This window comes from Chitinophaga sp. SVR4-12A, assembly GCF_056754765.1.
This window is the reverse complement of record NZ_JBPGWP010000001.1, coordinates 2,152,701-2,170,652: the sequence shown is the minus strand read 5'-3', so window position 1 is coordinate 2,170,652 and position 17,952 is coordinate 2,152,701. Positions and strand designations below refer to the sequence as shown.

Here is a 17,952-nt window from a genome sequence, read left to right as displayed (position 1 = left end):
GTATTAAAACTCTACGTTTACTCCAAGGGTAAATGTGCGGGAGAGTATCCAGGTTTCCCTTCTGTCCACGCCCGGCGCCAGTGGATTAGGCGAGCGGTCGGGGTTGGGATCTGTATATCTCACTTCCGGATCGGCCCCGGTGTAACCGGTGATCACGAACAGGTTCTGACCAGACAGGTATGCCCGGATGTTCCTGATAAGGCCATTGGGCCTCACCTTGAAATTATATCCCAGGGTAGCATTGTCTAATTTGGCGAATGAGGCGCTTTCCACGAAAAGGCTGCTGAAGATCTGTCCATCTGTCACATTTGGATTAAAGTATTTTGTCTTCACGATATTATAGCTGCTGGCTACATTTGGATTTTCGTAGAAGGCGCGGTAGGTATTGATCAGGTCATGGCCGATGGTGCCACGGAGAAAGAAGTTCAGATCAAAGCGTTTATAACGGAAGGTATTGGTCCAGCCGAATTCAAAATCGGGCAGGCCTTTCCCGATCTTCCGTTGGTAGTCGGTAGAAGTGGTTGGCTTTCCCTGGCCGTCATCAAACTGGTATTTACCGTTGGCGTCAACACCCAGGTAAACAGGGCCCCAGAGTATGCCGATCTCTTCGCCGGCTACGGCCCTGGTGATCTGCGTGGCTTCCTGTCCGGGTGTACCCAGGTTGGTGGCGCCTACGTAATCTGCATCTACATTCAGCTTGCTCAGCTTCACGTTGTAGGTGGAAAAGTTAGCGCCGGTGGTCCAGGTAAAGTCTTTGCCCCGCAGCACTTCGTAGGTGAGCGCTGCTTCAAAGCCTTTGCTTTTCAGCTCGCCTACGTTCAGGTAGGTTTGGGTGGCCTGGTTGGGCGGCACGGGCACGTTGGTGAGGAAGATCAGGTCTTTGGTGGTCCTGTCGTACCAGTCCAGGGTACCGGTCACCCGGTTGTCGAAGAGCGTAAAGTCCAGGCCGATGTCCAGCTCATTCTTGGATTCCCATTTCAGATCGGGGTTAGCGTTCCGGGTGGGATTGGAAGAGGAGAGGTATACCCCGTTGCCTGCGTAGTAAGGCTGGCCGTTGAAGCCGAGCAGGTCCAGGGAATAATAGGAGCCGGGCGGCAATGAGCCGGTATGGCCCCAGCTGCCCCTTAATTTCAGGTTATCCACCTTTGGTATGGTAAACAGCTTGCTCAGGTCCACCCCGGCGCTGGCGGCGGGGAAAATACCCCAGTGGTTGTTGGCGCCAAACTGGGAGGATCCTTCCCTTCTCACGCTGGCGGAGAAGAAAGCCATATCGTTATAGTTCAGGTTTACGCGGCCCAGGAAGGCTACCAGCTTAGCGCGGTTCTTGAAGCTGATGATCTTGCCCCGCCCGTTCTTGAAGTCAAGCGCAGCGCCCAGGTCATCTGCAGAGGCGTCTGTCAGGAAATTACCACCCTGCATGGTGGCCAGTTTATTAACGAATTCCTGGTAGGAATAACCGGCGATAGCAGATACGCCTATCTTATTGAATTTCCTGTCGTAAGACAGGGTATTTTCGTAGAGCTGGTTGTAGGCTTCAATGTCTCCCTTAAAGCCGTAACCGTTGCGTTGAAATCCGCTGACCGCCAGGAAATTGCGGTCAAAGAAGGCGCGTTTGGAGAGATAGGCTTCGGCAAAAACACTGGTGGTTTGCTGTGCGTACCTCACCAGTGCCTTTAATCCGTCAATGATCTCATATTCTGCAGAAGCGGCGATGTTCAGCCTTTTGGTTTCGCCGGTGAGTGTGTTCTGTTTCAGAGCAGCCACGGGATTTACATAATCGATAAAGTTTGACTCAAAATAGCCGCCGCCTGTAAGATCGTACTGCGGGTCTGTGCTATATACAGGGGCGGTAGGATTATAGATGGCTGCATATTTGAATGCCTCTGCATAACCGGTGTCTGCATCCCTGCGGGATGCGGTAACGCCCAGGTTCAGTGTGAGCCGGTTCTTCAGGGCTTTTTGTACAAGGTTCAAACGTCCGTTGAGCTGGTGGAAGCCGGTGGTAATGGCAATACCCTGCTGGTTGCGATAGGTAAGGGAGGCGTTATAGCTGGTGCCGTTCTCTGTGCCGCCTGATAAAGACACATTGTGGTTATGGGCGATGGCGGTACGGGAGATCTCTTTATACCAGTCTGTAGTCGCCCCGTAATCAGTGCCTTTGCCCAGGGCCCGGAATTCGGCAGCTGTCATATGTGGTATGTCCCTGTAAATGCTTTCGGCGCTTACCTGGCCATTGTAGGCCACCCGGGTAACGCCCCTGGCGCCTTGTTTGGTGGTGATGATCAGCACGCCCTGGGATCCCCTGGTGCCATAAATGGCGGCGGCAGAGCCGTCTTTGAGCACTTCTATGCTGGCAATGTCGTTGGGGTCTACCGTATTGAGGTCGGCGCCTATCTGGCCGTCTATCACTACCAGGGGCTGGGTATTGGCGCCCAGGGTAGAGAGGCCTCTGAGGCGGATGCTGAAGGGCTTGTTCGGGTCGCCGCCTGGTTTGGCGATAGACAGGCCAGCCACTTTACCCTGCAGCAGCTGTCCCACATCACTTACGTTACCCTTGTTGAACTGTTCTGCCTTTACGCTGGTAACGGCGCTGGTCACTTCTCTCTTTTTCTGGGTACCATAACCTACCACCACTACTTCGGAGAGGTTACCGACTGTTTCGGCCAGGTTCACGTTGAGGCTGTTGAGGCTGCCCACCGGTACTTCCTGTGTCTGGAAGCCGATGGAGGAGATCACCAGCACGGCGTTGTTGTCTGGCACTGTAACGGAAAATTTACCACCTACATCGGTAGAGGTACCGGTAGTGGTGCCTTTGATCTGCACGCTGGCGCCCGGTACGGGGTTGTTGCCAGCGGAGGTCACGGTACCGGTAATTTTTCTTTGGGCCAGGAGCCCGGCAAAAGGAATAAAAAGGATCAGGAAACAGAGCTGCACTGTGCGCAGCGGAATGACTTTGGAGTATAGATTATTCATAGCCCGTGGATTTGCTTGTGTTTGGTTGATTGGTGAGTTGATGGTCCATGGTCGATGGTCGATGGTCCATAGTTTATAACCCTTAGCTTCTATCGAATGTAATTGATTTTCAGTTGATTGAGGGGTGCAAATCGTCTATAAAGAGGGTATGAAATGTTTACGGGAAAGGAGACAATCGGTTGAAAGTTTTCTTTATACTGAAGACCCTGAAAAGATTGCTTCGTCGCGCCCCACGGGCGGGTCCCTGCGGCTTCCTCGCAATGACGGCGGCTGAAGACCGGTTGTTCCAGGCCCGCGGCTCGCAATGACGCGAAGGAAGGGCACCACTAAGCTTTCACTAAGCTTGCATGCGCTTTTACCTAAGCTTGTATGCGCTTTTACTGCGGATTACACTAAGGTAACACTAAGCTAAACCATTAGAAAGATGCGGAAAGGTCCAGGAGAAGACGAGGAGAGGATACGGAAAACACTAGTGAAGATGCGGAGCATATACAGATATTACGGCTATACCGCCTCGTTCCTGTCATGGTCGTTGCGGTGGGCGGCCCGGTACTCTGTGGGGAGCATATGAAAAGCCTCCTTGAAGTACTTCACAAAATACTTGGTGTTGTTGAAACCTACGGCATAAGCGATCTCGGCCACGGTTTGGCTGCTTTTTGCCAACAGCTGCGCTGCATGCTGCATACGTTGAGAACGGATCAGCTCTATCGGTGTTTGACCGGTAATGGCACTGATCTTTTTATAAAGGGCGGCCCGGCTCATGTGCAGGGCTTTGCTAAGGTCTTCTACCGAAAAATCGGGGTTGTCCAATTGCTGCCGGACCACTTCCAGGGCATTTGCCAGGAGCTTTTCATCGGGCGCGGCAACGGCGACGCTATCGGGCACTACTTCCAGCTGACGGCTGTAGGTCTTTTTCATGCTTTCCCGCTGGGCCAGGAGATTGTTGATACGGGACAGCAGGATCTCGAAATTGAACGGCTTGGTAATAAAATCACTGGCGCCGGTAATGTAGCCTTCCATCTGTACTTCTTCCGCAGAGCGGGCGGTGAGCAGGATCACGGGAATGCGGGCAGTGCGTTCATCTGTTCTGATCTTACGGCACAGTTCGATGCCATTCATTTCCGGCATCATAATGTCGCTTACCACCAGGTCGGGGTGCTGGCCCAGCGCCTTTTGCCATCCTTCTTTACCATTACCCGCCTCGATGATGTTGAAATAAGTCCGCAAGTTGTCTTTCAGGTAGAAACGAAAATCCTCATTATCCTCGGTCAGCAGCACGGTGAACTTTTTACCATTGACGGCTTTTTCCTTCCCGGCATGGCCGTTCAGCGGAAGGGATTGTGCAGCTATGACTGCAGTGGGGGATAAGGGCAGGGATACGGTAAAGCAGCTGCCTTTGCGTGGCCGGCTCTCTACCATAATACTGCCGCCATGCAGGCGCACAAATTCTTTGGTAATAGCCAGGCCGATACCGCTACCCTGGTTGGTCATTTCTTCCGGGAGGTTAGCAGTATACTGGAAAAAGCGTTCAAAGATCTTTTCCTGCTTTTCTGCCGGTATACCGATACCGGTGTCTTTTACCTGTATGATGATATGGGAGCCGTCTTCCTGCAGCTGAACGGTGACGCTGCCCTGGCCGGGGGTGAACTTGAAGGCGTTGGAAAGGAGGTTGAAGAGGATGCGTTCCAGCTTTACCCGGTCAAAGGAAGTGACCAGTGTTTCTACCGTAGTGCTGAAAGAAAAATGGATCTGTTTCTTTTCTGCCAGATCGGTGAATGAGCAGACCGTATTCCTGATAAATTTAACAATATCTTCTTCTGTTGGGTTGAGGGAGATCTCTTCCGTTTCCAGTCTTCTGAAATCGAGCAGCTGGTTCACGAGATTGAGCAGCCTTTTGGCGTTGCGGTACACCAGCTGCAGGTGTTTATGCTGATCGCCGTCCTGCGGGTTTTTCAGCATCTTTTCTACAGGGGCCATGATGAGGGCCAGCGGCGTACGGAATTCGTGGCTCACATTGGTAAAGAAGCGGATCTTCATCATATCCAGTTCATGCATGCGCCTGGCTTCTTTTTGCTGGTGAAGAATGAGGAAGCGCATCTTTGCACGCTGTATGATCATCAGCCGGCCGGCATACAGGGCGGCGGCGATCAGCAGTATATAAATGGCGTAGGCCAGCGGTGTTCTCCAGAGGGATGGCAGGATCGTAATGCGCAATTGTGTTTCCGGATTAGTATTGCGCCCGTCTGCTATTTTCACGCGGAAGGTATAATTGCCCGGGTCCAGGTTGGTGTAGGTGGCTTTGCGCTGGTTGCCGTCTGTAGTAAACCATACGTCGTTGAAGCCTTCCAGCATATAGGCGTAGCGTTCTTTTGCAGCGAAGGAATAATCCAGCGCAGCAAAGTCGATGGAGAAAACGTTCTCGTTATACCGCAGCCTGATCTCGTTGGTTTCGGGCATGGCTTTTTCCAGCACTATGCGGCCATGCAATTGTTCACCTGCGTTGAGCGGCTGGTTCAATACCTGCAGACCGGTGAGGATCACGCGGGGCGCCTGCTGGCGGTGCTGGATCCTGTCGGGGTGAAAGAGATTGAAGCCGTGCGGGCCGCCAAACAGCAGCTCGCCATTACGCAGCTTCAGGGCGGCATTGGGATTGAAGTCGCGGCCCTGCAAACCGCCTGATTCATCGAAGTTGATAAAGTTGTATAAAACAGGTTCATCCTGCCTGCCTTTGGTGATGATCATCCGGCTTAAGCCGTTGGGTGTGCTGATCCAGAGATGATGCTGTTCGTCTTCAATGATGGTGAGCACGTTGTTATCCGGTAAACCGTCCTTCTTTTTAAATACACGGAAGGTGTTCTTTTCGCGATCAAATAAGTGCAGGCCTTCTGCGCTGCCGATCCAGATGAGGCCCTGGCTGTCCTGCATGATATAATTAATATTATTGTTGGTAAGACTGCCGGGACGCTGCTCTTCATAACTGTAATGGACAAACCGTCCGCTGCGTTTCTCCAATACATCGATACCATTGTCGCTGCCGAACCAGAGATTGCCTTCATCATCTTCCATGATGGCGTCTATGCGTTGTCCGTGTACGGAATGCGCTGCACCGGGAGGGAAGTGGTAGAAGATGCCCCGGCTCTTTTCAAAACGGTCCAATCCGGCAGACAGCGTACCTATCCAGAGGTTCTGCCGGGAGTCTTCAAATATTTCCCATACGCTGTCGTCGCCGATGCTGTTATTGTTATTGGGATCATGACGGTAATGGATAAACTTTTTTCCGTCAAAATAATCCAGCCCGCCCAGGTAGGTGCCTATCCAGAGCTGCTGTTGATGATCCAGGTAGAGGGCTACGATCACGTCACTGGAAAGGCTGTTAGGATCGGCCGGATCGTGCTTGTATACGGTGAAGTGATTGGTGGTGCGGTCAAAATACAGGAGGCCGCCGCCATTGGTGCCCACCCATACATTGCCTTTAGCGTCTTCCAGGAAGCGGTTCACATCTTCAAAGGGCAGGCTTTGGCGGTCGTTGCTGTGATGCCGGTAAAGCGGAAAAGTGGTGCGGTGCTCATTAAAATAATTGATGCCGGCTTTATAGGTGCCTACCCACATCACGCCGCGGTTGTCTTTAAACAGTGCGTAAATACTGTTAAGGCTCAGGCTTTGTTCATCTTCTTCGGCGTGCAGCAGGTATTGTACGGAGAGGTCTTTCTTATCTATCACATTAATGCCGCCGTGGTCTGTGCCTACCCAGATCTTTTTCTCCGGTCCTTCAGCAATGCCGCCGGTGATCATATCGGCATTCAGGTTATAGGGATCGCCGCCTTTCCTGAAATGGAGCAGGCGCCCTGTTTTGGGCGTGTAGTAAAACAGGCCTTTGGGCTTGGTTTGCCCGGCATTGATCCATAGTTCGTCATCAGCATCGATAAAGAGAGCGTAGGGCAGCAGCTCGCTTTGGTTGGCGTTCTGCAGGATGCGGGTGCTAAGGATCACCTGTTTGTGGGCGGTATCCGTTTGTTGGATCAAGCCGCTTTTATATACCAGCCAGAGGTGGTTCTGCGCATCTGCCGCAATGGCGCTGATCCCGTCTTCCGCAGCGGATCGCAGCTTCAGCGGCAGCCGCTGCGTGCGTTGTGTGGCGGGAGTGTAGCGGTAAATACCAGCGTGGTCGTTGAGAAAGAGGAAATTGTTCTTCTTATCCTTGAGGATACAGGTGATGTTATCAGGGGGGATTTTAAGGCCCGCAAGATATTGCGGGTAGTTGCGGTCAAATTTCTCTGTTACGGGATCATAGATGCTGACGGTATTGGCAGCGGCGACCCACAGTTTGCCATCAGGCAGTTCAAAGATGTTGTTTACTGCGTTACCAGCCAGGGAACTGGCATCGCCATTGATGGTGGTGAATACGCGGAAATCAAAACCATCGTAACGGTTCAGTCCTGCAGCGGTACCGAACCACAGAAAACCTTTCCTGTCCTGGAAAATGCAGTTAATACGATTATTGGATAAGCCATTACGGATATCCAGCCTGGAGAATTGGTAACCTGTATGCTGTGCAAAACCGGGGATACAACAGCATAGGAGGGAAAGTAAGGTGGGGAAGAGATTGTTCATCTGCTCAATTTTGGTTGATGTATAGTCCATGGTCGATGGTCCATGGTCCATAGCCATAGCTTGTAATGTAGCAAACTGTCTCTCAGTAGTGCGGTGACTTTTCTCGATCTGTCTAACAAATATAAGCCAGAATAGTGGAAGAAAGCATGACGCGCGTTATGCCTGCTATGCCATGGACCATGGACTATCGACCATTGACTTATATTATTAATTTTTAATTTGTACCTTGCTGCTGAAACTAGCCTATGAAACCATTATTGTTATTTGTGTGGTTAACCATGTGCGCATCTTCCCTGCAGGCACAGTGGTTAAAAAAGATGACGGATAAGATAAAAGGTAAGCCCGCACAGCGCACCGAGGCGCAGACAAAGGATGATGAAGACAATGCTCCGTCTGCGGAGGGGGAAGGAGACCCGCTCTATGTTAAAAAGGAAACGAAACAGGATCCATCCCTGATCATCGGTGGAGATGAAACCGTTAGAATAGACAGCACTTTTGAATTTGATGTGGCCGTGTACCAGGAAACTGCGGCGTTCCAGGGTAACCAGCTGGTGAAAGACGGCGGAGAGGACATTGTGATCTATTACAGCAGCGTTAAGCCGCAGTTCAGTATACAAATGACCAGTAAAAGCACTTCGGCCAGGTACCAGTATTTTGCTGATTTTGACAAGGAATCACAGTTGAGCATCACTGCCATCAATGGGATCGCCAGCGGTGATAAAGAAGCGCTGGATCTGAATAATATGGAGCCGGTGTTTCCGGGGGAAATGGGGTATCTGAGCCAGCTGCTGCGTACCGGCGGTAAAAAAGTGATTGCGGGGGTGGCCTGTGAAGAATATGTGGCGCAGAATGGCAAAGATGACCCGCGTGTAACGAATACCAATCATGCCCTGATGACGGCGCACGTTTGGATACCGATGGAGCCGCATACCTTGTTTCATGGCTATGGGCTGATACCGGATAAATACAAGATCCTGATCGAAAAGATGCGCATTGAAGGATCTTATGCGCCGGTGGTATTGCCGCTGGAAATGGAATTGGATTATGGGAATGGGGAAAGGGTGATCACTTCGACTACTGAGATTATTACGGGAGAGCCGAGGAAGGTGAGGATAGGGGATATAAATAAATAAGGTTTCAGGTTTGAAGTTTGAGGTCTGAGGTTCGTTCAATGTTAGAAGTTTGAAACAGTTTCCCGTCCTAAGCACTGATACCTGTGTCTGAACATCAAACCTTTAACGAACCTCAGACCTCAAACTTCAAACTTCAAACATTTAATAAACGCGCTTTTTGAAGTAACGCTTCCAGTTTCATTTCTTTATGCGCTACCTGCCGGAGCTCCGTCATATACGGAAAGCTCTGATGATCCATCCCAAATTTCTTCAGCAGGTAAATATCCAGCTCCTCGGCGGTTTTATGATGATCTGCATAATCACGCAGGAAGAAAAGGAAATGTTGCTGTTCTTTCTCTGACAGCAGCACCAGCGCGATCTTCTCTTTTAAAACGCTGCCGCACTCGAGCTGGAAAATATCCAGCACCTGCTGCATAGTTTTTATATTAATATATGCTTTGTTGGCCGGTAGCCAGAACAGGCAGAAATATTCTACTGCGGCGCTCTCAAAACAGGCTTCTGTCATTTCATCTTCATTATACCAGGTGGTGGCCCATGTCAGCAGATCAATGTCAGTAATGTGGCCTGCAATAAATGCTGCCAGGTGATGTAAAAGTCCTTTGCGGGTAGGGGTGGTATCTTCGGCCTGCGATACCTGCTCCACGATCTCGAAATAGAAAAGCTCATTGAGTTTGGTAGCTGCTGCGATGAGCTGGTGGGTAATATTGGCGGGGTTTTCAGCTTCGGGCTCAGGGAGGGGCAGCATCCCCGATGTTTCGGAAATGATCTCCTGCTTTGTTTTGATTCCCTGCAGGTAGGCCTTGATGAGGGCAATGAAATAGGTAGCTGTTACCCGGGGCAGCTCATTCTTCATGCGTGTATAGCGTTTTTTTGCTGGGTAAACTTACGTTTTTTCGCCGGAACCCCCATTATTTACTGGAAGTAGTAAACGCTGCCCGGGATTTAAGTTGTACTTTTATCGAATTCTTTTTCATCCCCCCAACAAAAAACAGCGAGGAATCACAGCGTTAAAATTGATGGCTGCGGCCATTCTGGGACCATATTGTCGGGAGACTTTACCGGGTACACTGAAAAACATTTAACCGTCCTATGAATTTTTGTAGCAAACCAGTCCTAATGGGAAACCGGCTACGATCGTGCGTTTTAACCGGTTCTCTTTTTATTGTCATTGTATTGGCGTTCGCGGGTCATGCGATTGCCCAGCACATTACGCTCGCAAATCCATCGCTGGAAGGCACATCCTCCGGCGTAAGCAAAGTACCGCAGGGATGGATCAAGGTAGCAGGCACACCAGACATATTGCCAGGTGTGTACAATATTGGTAATCATGCATCTAAAGGCATACATTACGAAGGGCTGCACAGCGGCCCTGCCAAGATGGAGGCCATCGGGCAGCGTCTGCCCGATAGCCTTAAAGCCGGGCTGATGTACAAATTATCCTTCGATATGGCGTACGTGCTGAAATACCTGTATGAGAATTGTTACGCCAACCTGGCCATCTTTGGGGGCGATACGCCAACTGATTCAACGGAGCTGTTATGGATGTCCGGCATCTTCACACACCAGCACTGGAAAAGATATGAGGCGGAATTCACGCCAAAGCGCAGCTATAAATATATATCGTTCTGGGCCTATCCAACAGATCCCTGTATTAAAACGGAAGTAGGGGTGGCCTTGCTGCTTGATAATCTGTCGCCCACTATCCAGCAAATTGTTAAAACGGAGATCAGCAGTACACCTTCGTGTAATAATCAAAATACGGGCACTGCCGCTATCAAGCTGACGGGCGCACAACAACCGGTACGCTATCAATGGACGCCCGGCGATTATACTACTGCTGAAATAAAAAATGTGCCTGCAGGAGTGTACCAGGTAACGGCTACGGCCGCCAACGGTATTGTGGTGAAGGAACAGATCACGGTACGTAATTCTGATCTGACAGCGAATGCGAACGTAAGTACTGCCGCCTGTTATAATGACGACAACAACCGCATCAGCCTGACCGTCAGTGGTGGCATACCGCCTTACCGCTATACGCTGAACGGGCATCCATCAGATACCAATGTGATCGAACATGTGAAGCCGGGCGATTATTCATTGATCGTCAGTGATCAGCAAACCTGCGCAGACACCTTTGCGCTGAAGGTAGCGCCGCCTCCGCCTTTATCAGGAACAGTAACAGTGCGGAACCTGGTGTGCGAAGGAGATACCAGCGGCATGTTCGTAGTGCGTGTGCAGGGAGGCGTGCGGCCTTATCTATACCGTGTAAACGGCGGGAACTGGCAAGCAGACAGCGTATTCAGGCATTTAAGGGCGGGCGCATATCCATATGAAGTGAAGGATCAAAATGGATGTACGATCGGTGGCAGTGCCAGGATATCGGAAGACCCTTCCATGACACCGCAGGTGCATCCGGCCATTACACCCGCCAGTTGCGGAGGCGCCAGCAATGGAGAGATCGCTTTTCAAATAAGCGGCGGAGTGCCGCCTTTTGAATATCGTATCAATAACGGAACCTGGCAGGCAGACAGCGTATTTCGTGACCTGCAGCAAGGCATTTATAGGTACGAGATCAGGGGAGAGGCCGCCTGTAATACCAGCGGTGAAGTGAACGTTCCGGTAGATCCTGCAAGGGCGCCGGTGGTGAATGTCACCATCAGGGCCGCCAGCTGCAGTGAAGCACTGAATGGTCAGTTGATCATAGATGTGGAAGGGGGCAAGCCGCCGTATAACTACCGGGTTAATAACGGCGCGTGGCAAACAGATAACACTTTCAGCCAGCTGGCGCCCGGCACTTATTATTATGAAGTGGAAGATGCATCACAATGTGGTGTAAGCGGAAGCGTTGCCATTACATCACCTTTCCAGAACTGCCTGGTGGTGATGCCTTCCGCGTTCAGTCCGAATAAAGACGGGAACAATGATGTGTTCCGGCCCAAGGTATATGATGAGATCTATGATTACCATATCCGCATCTTTAACCGGTGGGGAGCAGTGATCTATGAAGGCAATGATCCCGGTACCGGTTGGGATGGCGTGTATAAGGGCGCGCCGCAGGACCCGCAGACCTATGTTTATGTAGCTTATTATACGGACAGGGATCATGTGAGGCATGATCTGAAAGGGACGGTGACGCTGGTGAGATAAGTCGTAAGTCATAAGTCGTCAGTCGTCAGTCGTCAGTCGTCAGTGATTGAAGCGACTAATGACTTACGACTGACGACTTACGACTAATAACTAATGACTTCCCAGTAATTCTATCAGATACTGCCCCCATACTTCCGGCATTGAATTCGTGCCATGTCCTGCGGTTTGTTTTGAAACCGGCAGCAGGATATATCTTCCCTTTGCTACCTTTTTGATCTGCTCTTCCATGATGCCGAGTTCGGGAGGATTGATCTCATCGTCTGCTGAATTGATCGCAAATACTTTGGCTTTGATGGCGCTGAGATGCGGGGCGGGATTGTAGCCACGGGAGGCTTCCAGCGCATAGATCAGGTTATTGGCGTCGAGCGAGCGAAGACTACCGGCTTTGATCTTGTCGGCCAGGGCATCTGCCTGTTCACGGGTGGGCGCTTCTTGCTGCAGGTGCAGCGGGCTGCTGTTCATAAAGAAAAGAGAGGAGATGGCGCCGGTGAGCCCTATCTGTGGCTGGCTGGTATATTCGCCCTGTTGCCAGGCGGGGTCCATTTTAATGAGATCGATGGCCATTTTGCGCATGATGCGGTTACGGCCTGCAATTTCAACGGGCAGGCTGGCCAGGGGCATCATGGCATCTGTAAAATCGGGATAGGTGTAGCCCCATACCCAGGCGTGCATGGCGCCCATGGAGGTGCCGAGGATCAGGCGCAGGTGTTGTACTTTCAGTTGCTCCGTCAGCAGCGCATACTGCGCTTTCACCATATCATTATAATTGTATTGCGGGAATTTCATGTGCAGTCCGTCGCTGGGGCGGCTGGATTTTCCATGGCCGATATTATCGGGGAGGATGATGAAATACTTTGTGGCGTCCAGTGTTTGTCCGGGACCAAAGAGCCGGCCTGCAAAGCCGGGGCCGAGGAAGTTACGGCCTGCGGAGCCGGTGCCGTGCAGGATAAGCACTGCATTTTTAATATTACCCTTATTATCTTTTTGCGGGGTGCCTACGGTGTAATAATGCAATTTGAGCGCGGGAAGGGTTTCGCCGTTCTCAAAACGGAAGTCCTTGATAATATAGTCGCCTTCTTCCGGTTGCGGGTATTGCGACTGGGAGAATGTGGTAAGGGAGGCGCATAGGAATAGTGCTGTGAATAAAAGTCGTAAGTTGTAAGTCATTAGTCGTTAGTCGTTAGTTGTTAGTTGTCAGTTGTCAGTTGACAGTTGTCAGTTATCAGTATGAGCATAAATGTATATAACATCCGCTTAAATCACTAGCGACTAATGACTAACGGCTTACGACTATCTATCAGTGGAGGAACTTTTTTATGATGGCGTGCAGATTCTTGAAGACAAATGGTTTGGTCACGTATCCGTCTGCTCCTTTTTGCATGGCGAGGTCTATTTCTTCTATTTCTGTTTTGGCGGTGAGCATGATCACGGGGATGTTGCAGAGGGCGTCGTCCTTTTTCAGCAATTCGAGCAGCTCATAACCGTTGAGGACAGGCATATATATATCGCTGATCACGAGATCGGGGCGGTTGAGCCGTGCCTGTTCCACGCCTTCGGCGCCGTTGGCGGCCACTATTACTTTGTAGTGGTACAGCTCCAGCAGGCTTTTGAGCGTGTCAAGCAGGGTTGGTTTGTCCTCTATGAGCAAAATGGTTTTATTCATTATGCTGCCGGGATAGGATCCGGGTATTTAAATATAATGGTAAAAGTGGTCCCTTTGTTCTCTTTACTTTCAACAAAGATGCTTCCATTGTTCCTTTCCACGAAATCTTTCACGATAGACAATCCGAGGCCGGTGCCTTCGATGCTGTCTACATTGCTGCCGCGGAAGAAGGATTGGAACAGGTAGGGCATATCTTTTTCGGGGATGCCAAGTCCGTTGTCGGTCACTTTGATGACTACCCTGGTTTTCTGATAATGTATTTTTACTACAGGGTTGCTGCTGGAATATTTGAAGGCGTTGCCTACCAGGTTGGTGAAGATCTTGGAGAGCTGGTTCCTGTCTGCATAGATGGGGTGTGGTGTGCCGGATACTTTCAGGTTCAGCACGCGATCGTCTTTTCTTTCAGAGAAGTACTGGTATTTAATATCTGCGATCACCCGTTCTATTTCCACAGCTTGTTTCCTTACTTCAATATTGTTGGACACAATGGTGCTCAGGGTGAGTATTTCATCGAGCATGGAATTCAGCTTGAAGATCTCGGAAGAGATCTTGGAGATATTATGGGTGTAGAACTGGTCCAGCAGGTTATCCATCTGTAGTTTGGTCTGCAGCAGCTCCATTGTGGAAGAAATGGCGGTCAGTGGTGTTTTGAACTCGTGAGAGGCCATGGAGATAAAATGTGTTTTCATCTCCAGGAGGGACCTTTCTTTTTCCAGGGACTGGATCATTGTTAATTCTTTTGTTTTTCTATCACTGATATCAGCTATTAGGAGTATGGTATACTGTTCGTTGTCCTGTGTAACAGTATTAGCACTTATTTCCAGCCATAGGGATGCTTTTTTTCCATTAACGGGAAGTTGGCATTCAAAGTTGGTGAATTCACCGCTTCCTTCAGCTTTCAAAGTATCTGGTAAAATTATTTTAATATCTGGATAAGATAACCCCCTTTTCGTGTTAGTTAATTTTTTAAACAGTGCTTCAGCAGGCTTGTTTGTGAACAATACCTGTTCTTTCAGATGAGATAAGATGACTACCGGTACTGGTAGCGAAGTCAATAGTACTTGAAATGGCATGATAATTGAAAGATGAGCTTTCATTAGAGGACATGGTTAATCAGGTCTCTAAAATAGGATAAGAAATCAAACCGTACAAACATACGGTTCGGGAGTGAAGCGAGTGATGCCTAGCCAACTTTGAGTTACCTAAAACTAGTAAGGTGCCAGCTTTAAAGTCATTGTTACGCACGGCCAGGCGGAACGAGCTTGATATCGACTGTGTTATTTGTAATGGTTTTCGTATATCCACTTAAATTAGTAATGTATGTGTTGATTATTAGGACATTCTCAGCGAAAAAAGGCCAAAACAGTGTTAAGTTTAAGAGAAGAATAAACTACTTATTATAGTAAGAGCAACAACATCAAATTCATGGTATCTTGTGTCAAGTTATTCATTAATTCAAAGTATAGTCTCTAAATATTATTTTTCTTAATAAGTGAACATATGTTTTAGGCAGAAAAAAATTAACACATAGTTAATACATTTTCAGTCGATTGTAGAAACGCCCTTTTTTCGCATATTATTTGGTGGTATATTTGAATTATATTATTGAAAAACATATTTGAGAAACCATATCAATTGAGCCATATCAATTGTTACCCTTGTCAACACGATGATCAATATTGGAATCATAGAGGACAACCATTTTCAGCTCAATAACTACAAGGAATTCTTAGAAGATTTCCAGGAATGTAAGGTAGTTTTTGCGTGTAAATCGATGGAGGAATTCAAGGCGCTGCCTTTCAAGAATTTCGATGTGAAGGTCATATTACTGGACATCTCGTTGCCGGGAGAATCAGGCATCCAGGGTATGCAGGAGCTGAAACAGATTTACCCGGAAGCAAAGATAATTGTGCTTTCCGGCCATGACGGCAAACAGTATGTAATAGAATCTATTAAGAACGGCGCCAGCGGTTATATCATTAAGACCAGCCGTTTGATGGAGATCTATCATTCCATACTGGATACAGTGAACCAGGGCGGCACACTGTCTCCCAAAGCAGCTCATCTGCTGATCAGCTACATCAACAAGGATCCGCTGGAGAACATCAAGCATAAATTAACCAAACGGGAGTACGAATTACTGACCTTGTTAAAGGAAGGTTATTCCTATAAAGAGATGGCGGATAAACTATATGTAACGGTATTTACTATTAATCAGCATCTGAAGAAGATCTACCAGAAACTGAATGTAGCATCGAAGTCAGAGCTGATCTCAAAGATCTGGTCCAACAACCTTTTCACCTGGTTGCTTATTGGGATTTCCGCTATTCAAACAATTAATGTAACAATTATTTAATGTAAATCGGGCCTGCTAAAACGCATTACTTTAATTAGTAGAGGTGTTTATACATAAGGTAGGATTTATACTCTAGTAAGTAGTTGTGTCCGGGTACAGGTTGAGCTAATATTGTGGTGCGAACAATGAGCCTGTGCCCCTTTACAAGTATTAAACTTTTAGGCTTAATATTAAACGTGTTAAAATGCTCTTGAGAACGGACTCCAGTTTAAAAATGCTTGTTTTAGGGTTGATTGTTCTGAGTTGTTTAGTAACTTCTTGTGCCACTCAAAAGAATACGCTCTATTTACAAGATATCAGAGATACAACGGTAACGATAAACGGAAACTTTGAACCACTGATCCAAAAGAACGACGTGCTACAGATCAATGTAAGCAGTCTCAACCCGGAAGATGCCGTAATTTATAATGCAGGCAATTCGGTATCTCCTTCAAGCGGCGGCGCAAACATGAGTGGTATTGCGCTGGGTGGCTTCCTGGTAGACCAGCAGGGTAACATACAATATCCCATGTTGGGCTCTGTTAAAGCAGAAGGGCTGACCAAGAAGCAGCTGACAGATAATATTAAAGACCAGCTTGTGCAGCGCAAGCTGCTGGTAGACCCGGTAGTAAGCGCCCGTTTTTTAAACTATAGGGTAACCTTACTGGGAGAAGTGAACAAGCCGATGGTTGTGAACGTCACAAATGAAAAGATCTCCATCCTGGAGGCGATCGGCATGGCGGGAGATGTAACGATCTACGGAAAGAAAGAGAATGTGCTCCTGATCAGGGATCAGGAGGGTAAGCTTGAGTAATTAAAAGGCTTAACCTGAGCGACCGGAACCTGCTGAACTCTCCCTATTATTACTTACAGTCAAACGACGTTGTATATGTTGAACCGAACAAAGCCAAACAATATACAGGAGAAAAAAGCCGCATGTTAATACCGGTTATTATCAGTGCACTGACGCTGGGCGTGATCGTCCTCGACAGGCTGGTGATACACAACTAAGGTGCAGCATGCCCAACCATTAGAAGAGAGGAAACCTTATAGGACCAGACCATATTCATGAAGACCATATTGCGAAGTAAACATTATTGAATAACCAAACTTGATGAGGCCTGGATAGATATGCAACAGATTAACTCGAACAAACAACGACGTCCGCAACCGGAGGAGCAGTTGGATTTGCTGCCATTGATCCGTCAGCGGTACCTGCCGTACTGGCCATTATTCTTACTAGCAATCGTACTCGCAGTTACTGCCGGCTTTGTTTATCTCCGGTATGCTACCCCCGTTTACTGGGTTTCTGCCACATTACTGGTGAAAGATGAGAAAACGGGAATGGATGAAGCTGATCTACTCAGCTCGCTCGACCTCTCCGGATCTAAGAAAGTAATAGAGAACGAAATCGAAATACTTAAGTCCCGCACGCTTGCCAAAGAAGTGATCCGTAACCTGAATCTTTATGGAGAAGTAACGGTAAAAGGAAAGATCCGGGATGACGTTGCTTATAAAAGCAGCCCCTTACGCTTCCACTTCCTGGAACCAGACTCGATCAAAGGAGACGAATACACTATTCTGTCCATGAAATATGACGTGGCGCATAAAAGGGTATTCCTGAACGGCAACTCCTATCCTTTGTATGATACCGTTTATACCACGTGGGGCAAAATGGTGATCACTCCCAAACCCGGCGCACAGGTAGATGTTCGTAATAAACAATATACACTGCGCATCGCCGGTGAGAAAGTACTGGCAGGCATGATGCAGAACGCCCTGCAGGTAGATCCTACCACCAAAGCCGGTACGATCATCGGCCTGGGCTATAGCGATTCTGATCCTGACAGGGGAGAGGACATTCTCAACGAACTGATAAAGGTGTATAACAATGCATCTATAGAAGATAAGAACCGGACATCTGCCAATACCATGAACTTCGTGGACAGCCGCCTGCGGGTGGTTACCCAGGAGCTGAACCAGGTAGAAAGCCAGGTGGCCAATTTTAAACAACGTGAAGGGATCGTAGATCTTACCCGAACAAAGCAAGATCTTCCTGGAAAGTGTATCCGGTAACGATAAGAAGATCG

General features: G+C 48.8%; 11 protein-coding genes. 5 read left to right on the top strand and 6 right to left on the bottom strand.

The window, feature by feature from the left end:
* Nucleotides 1–3 precede the first annotated feature (3 nt).
* Nucleotides 4–2,973, bottom strand: a complete 2,970-nt coding sequence (locus tag ACR9Y8_RS08750; protein WP_481212870.1) for a SusC/RagA family TonB-linked outer membrane protein — start codon at nt 2,971–2,973, stop codon at nt 4–6.
* A 504-nt stretch (nt 2,974–3,477) separates the two neighbouring features.
* Complete coding sequence (locus ACR9Y8_RS08745) at nt 3,478–7,584, bottom strand: two-component regulator propeller domain-containing protein (protein ID WP_481212869.1); 4,107 nt, start codon at nt 7,582–7,584, stop codon at nt 3,478–3,480.
* 245 nt (nt 7,585–7,829) lie between these two features.
* Between ACR9Y8_RS08745 and ACR9Y8_RS08740 the strand changes: the two genes are divergently transcribed.
* The gene (locus ACR9Y8_RS08740; protein ID WP_481212868.1) at nt 7,830–8,717 is read left to right on the top strand and encodes a hypothetical protein; all 888 of its coding nucleotides are present in this window, start codon (nt 7,830–7,832) and stop codon (nt 8,715–8,717) included.
* Between the two features lie 133 nt (nt 8,718–8,850).
* Here ACR9Y8_RS08740 and ACR9Y8_RS08735 read toward each other — a convergent pair whose 3' ends face one another.
* The gene (locus ACR9Y8_RS08735) at nt 8,851–9,570 is read right to left on the bottom strand and encodes a hypothetical protein (RefSeq protein ID WP_481212867.1); all 720 of its coding nucleotides are present in this window, start codon (nt 9,568–9,570) and stop codon (nt 8,851–8,853) included.
* A gap of 320 nt (nt 9,571–9,890) precedes the next feature.
* Between ACR9Y8_RS08735 and ACR9Y8_RS08730 the strand changes: the two genes are divergently transcribed.
* On the top strand, nt 9,891–11,864 hold the full coding sequence (locus ACR9Y8_RS08730) for a T9SS type B sorting domain-containing protein (protein ID WP_481212866.1): 1,974 nt from the start codon (nt 9,891–9,893) through the stop codon (nt 11,862–11,864).
* A gap of 90 nt (nt 11,865–11,954) precedes the next feature.
* On the opposite strand, the gene ACR9Y8_RS08725 is transcribed toward ACR9Y8_RS08730, so the two are convergent.
* The 3 genes from ACR9Y8_RS08725 to ACR9Y8_RS08715 form a co-directional block, all read right to left on the bottom strand.
* On the bottom strand, nt 11,955–13,031 hold the full coding sequence (locus ACR9Y8_RS08725; RefSeq protein ID WP_481212865.1) for an alpha/beta fold hydrolase: 1,077 nt from the start codon (nt 13,029–13,031) through the stop codon (nt 11,955–11,957).
* Between the two features lie 130 nt (nt 13,032–13,161).
* Entirely contained in the window at nt 13,162–13,527 is a 366-nt protein-coding gene (locus tag ACR9Y8_RS08720; protein WP_481212864.1) for a response regulator, read from the bottom strand.
* Complete coding sequence (locus ACR9Y8_RS08715) at nt 13,527–14,255, bottom strand: sensor histidine kinase (RefSeq protein ID WP_481212863.1); 729 nt, start codon at nt 14,253–14,255, stop codon at nt 13,527–13,529. The genes ACR9Y8_RS08720 and ACR9Y8_RS08715 overlap by 1 nt, the downstream gene beginning before the upstream one ends.
* Before the next feature lie 941 nt (nt 14,256–15,196).
* On the opposite strand from ACR9Y8_RS08715, the gene ACR9Y8_RS08710 reads away from it, so the two are divergent.
* From ACR9Y8_RS08710 to ACR9Y8_RS08700, 3 genes are all read left to right on the top strand, one after another.
* Nucleotides 15,197–15,883, top strand: a complete 687-nt coding sequence (locus ACR9Y8_RS08710; RefSeq protein WP_481212862.1) for a response regulator — start codon at nt 15,197–15,199, stop codon at nt 15,881–15,883.
* 355 nt (nt 15,884–16,238) lie between these two features.
* Nucleotides 16,239–16,676, top strand: coding sequence for a polysaccharide biosynthesis/export family protein (locus ACR9Y8_RS08705; protein ID WP_481212861.1), 438 nt, complete (start codon nt 16,239–16,241; stop codon nt 16,674–16,676).
* Between the two features lie 317 nt (nt 16,677–16,993).
* Entirely contained in the window at nt 16,994–17,938 is a 945-nt protein-coding gene (locus ACR9Y8_RS08700; RefSeq protein ID WP_481212860.1) for a Wzz/FepE/Etk N-terminal domain-containing protein, read from the top strand.
* Nucleotides 17,939–17,952 lie beyond the last annotated feature (14 nt).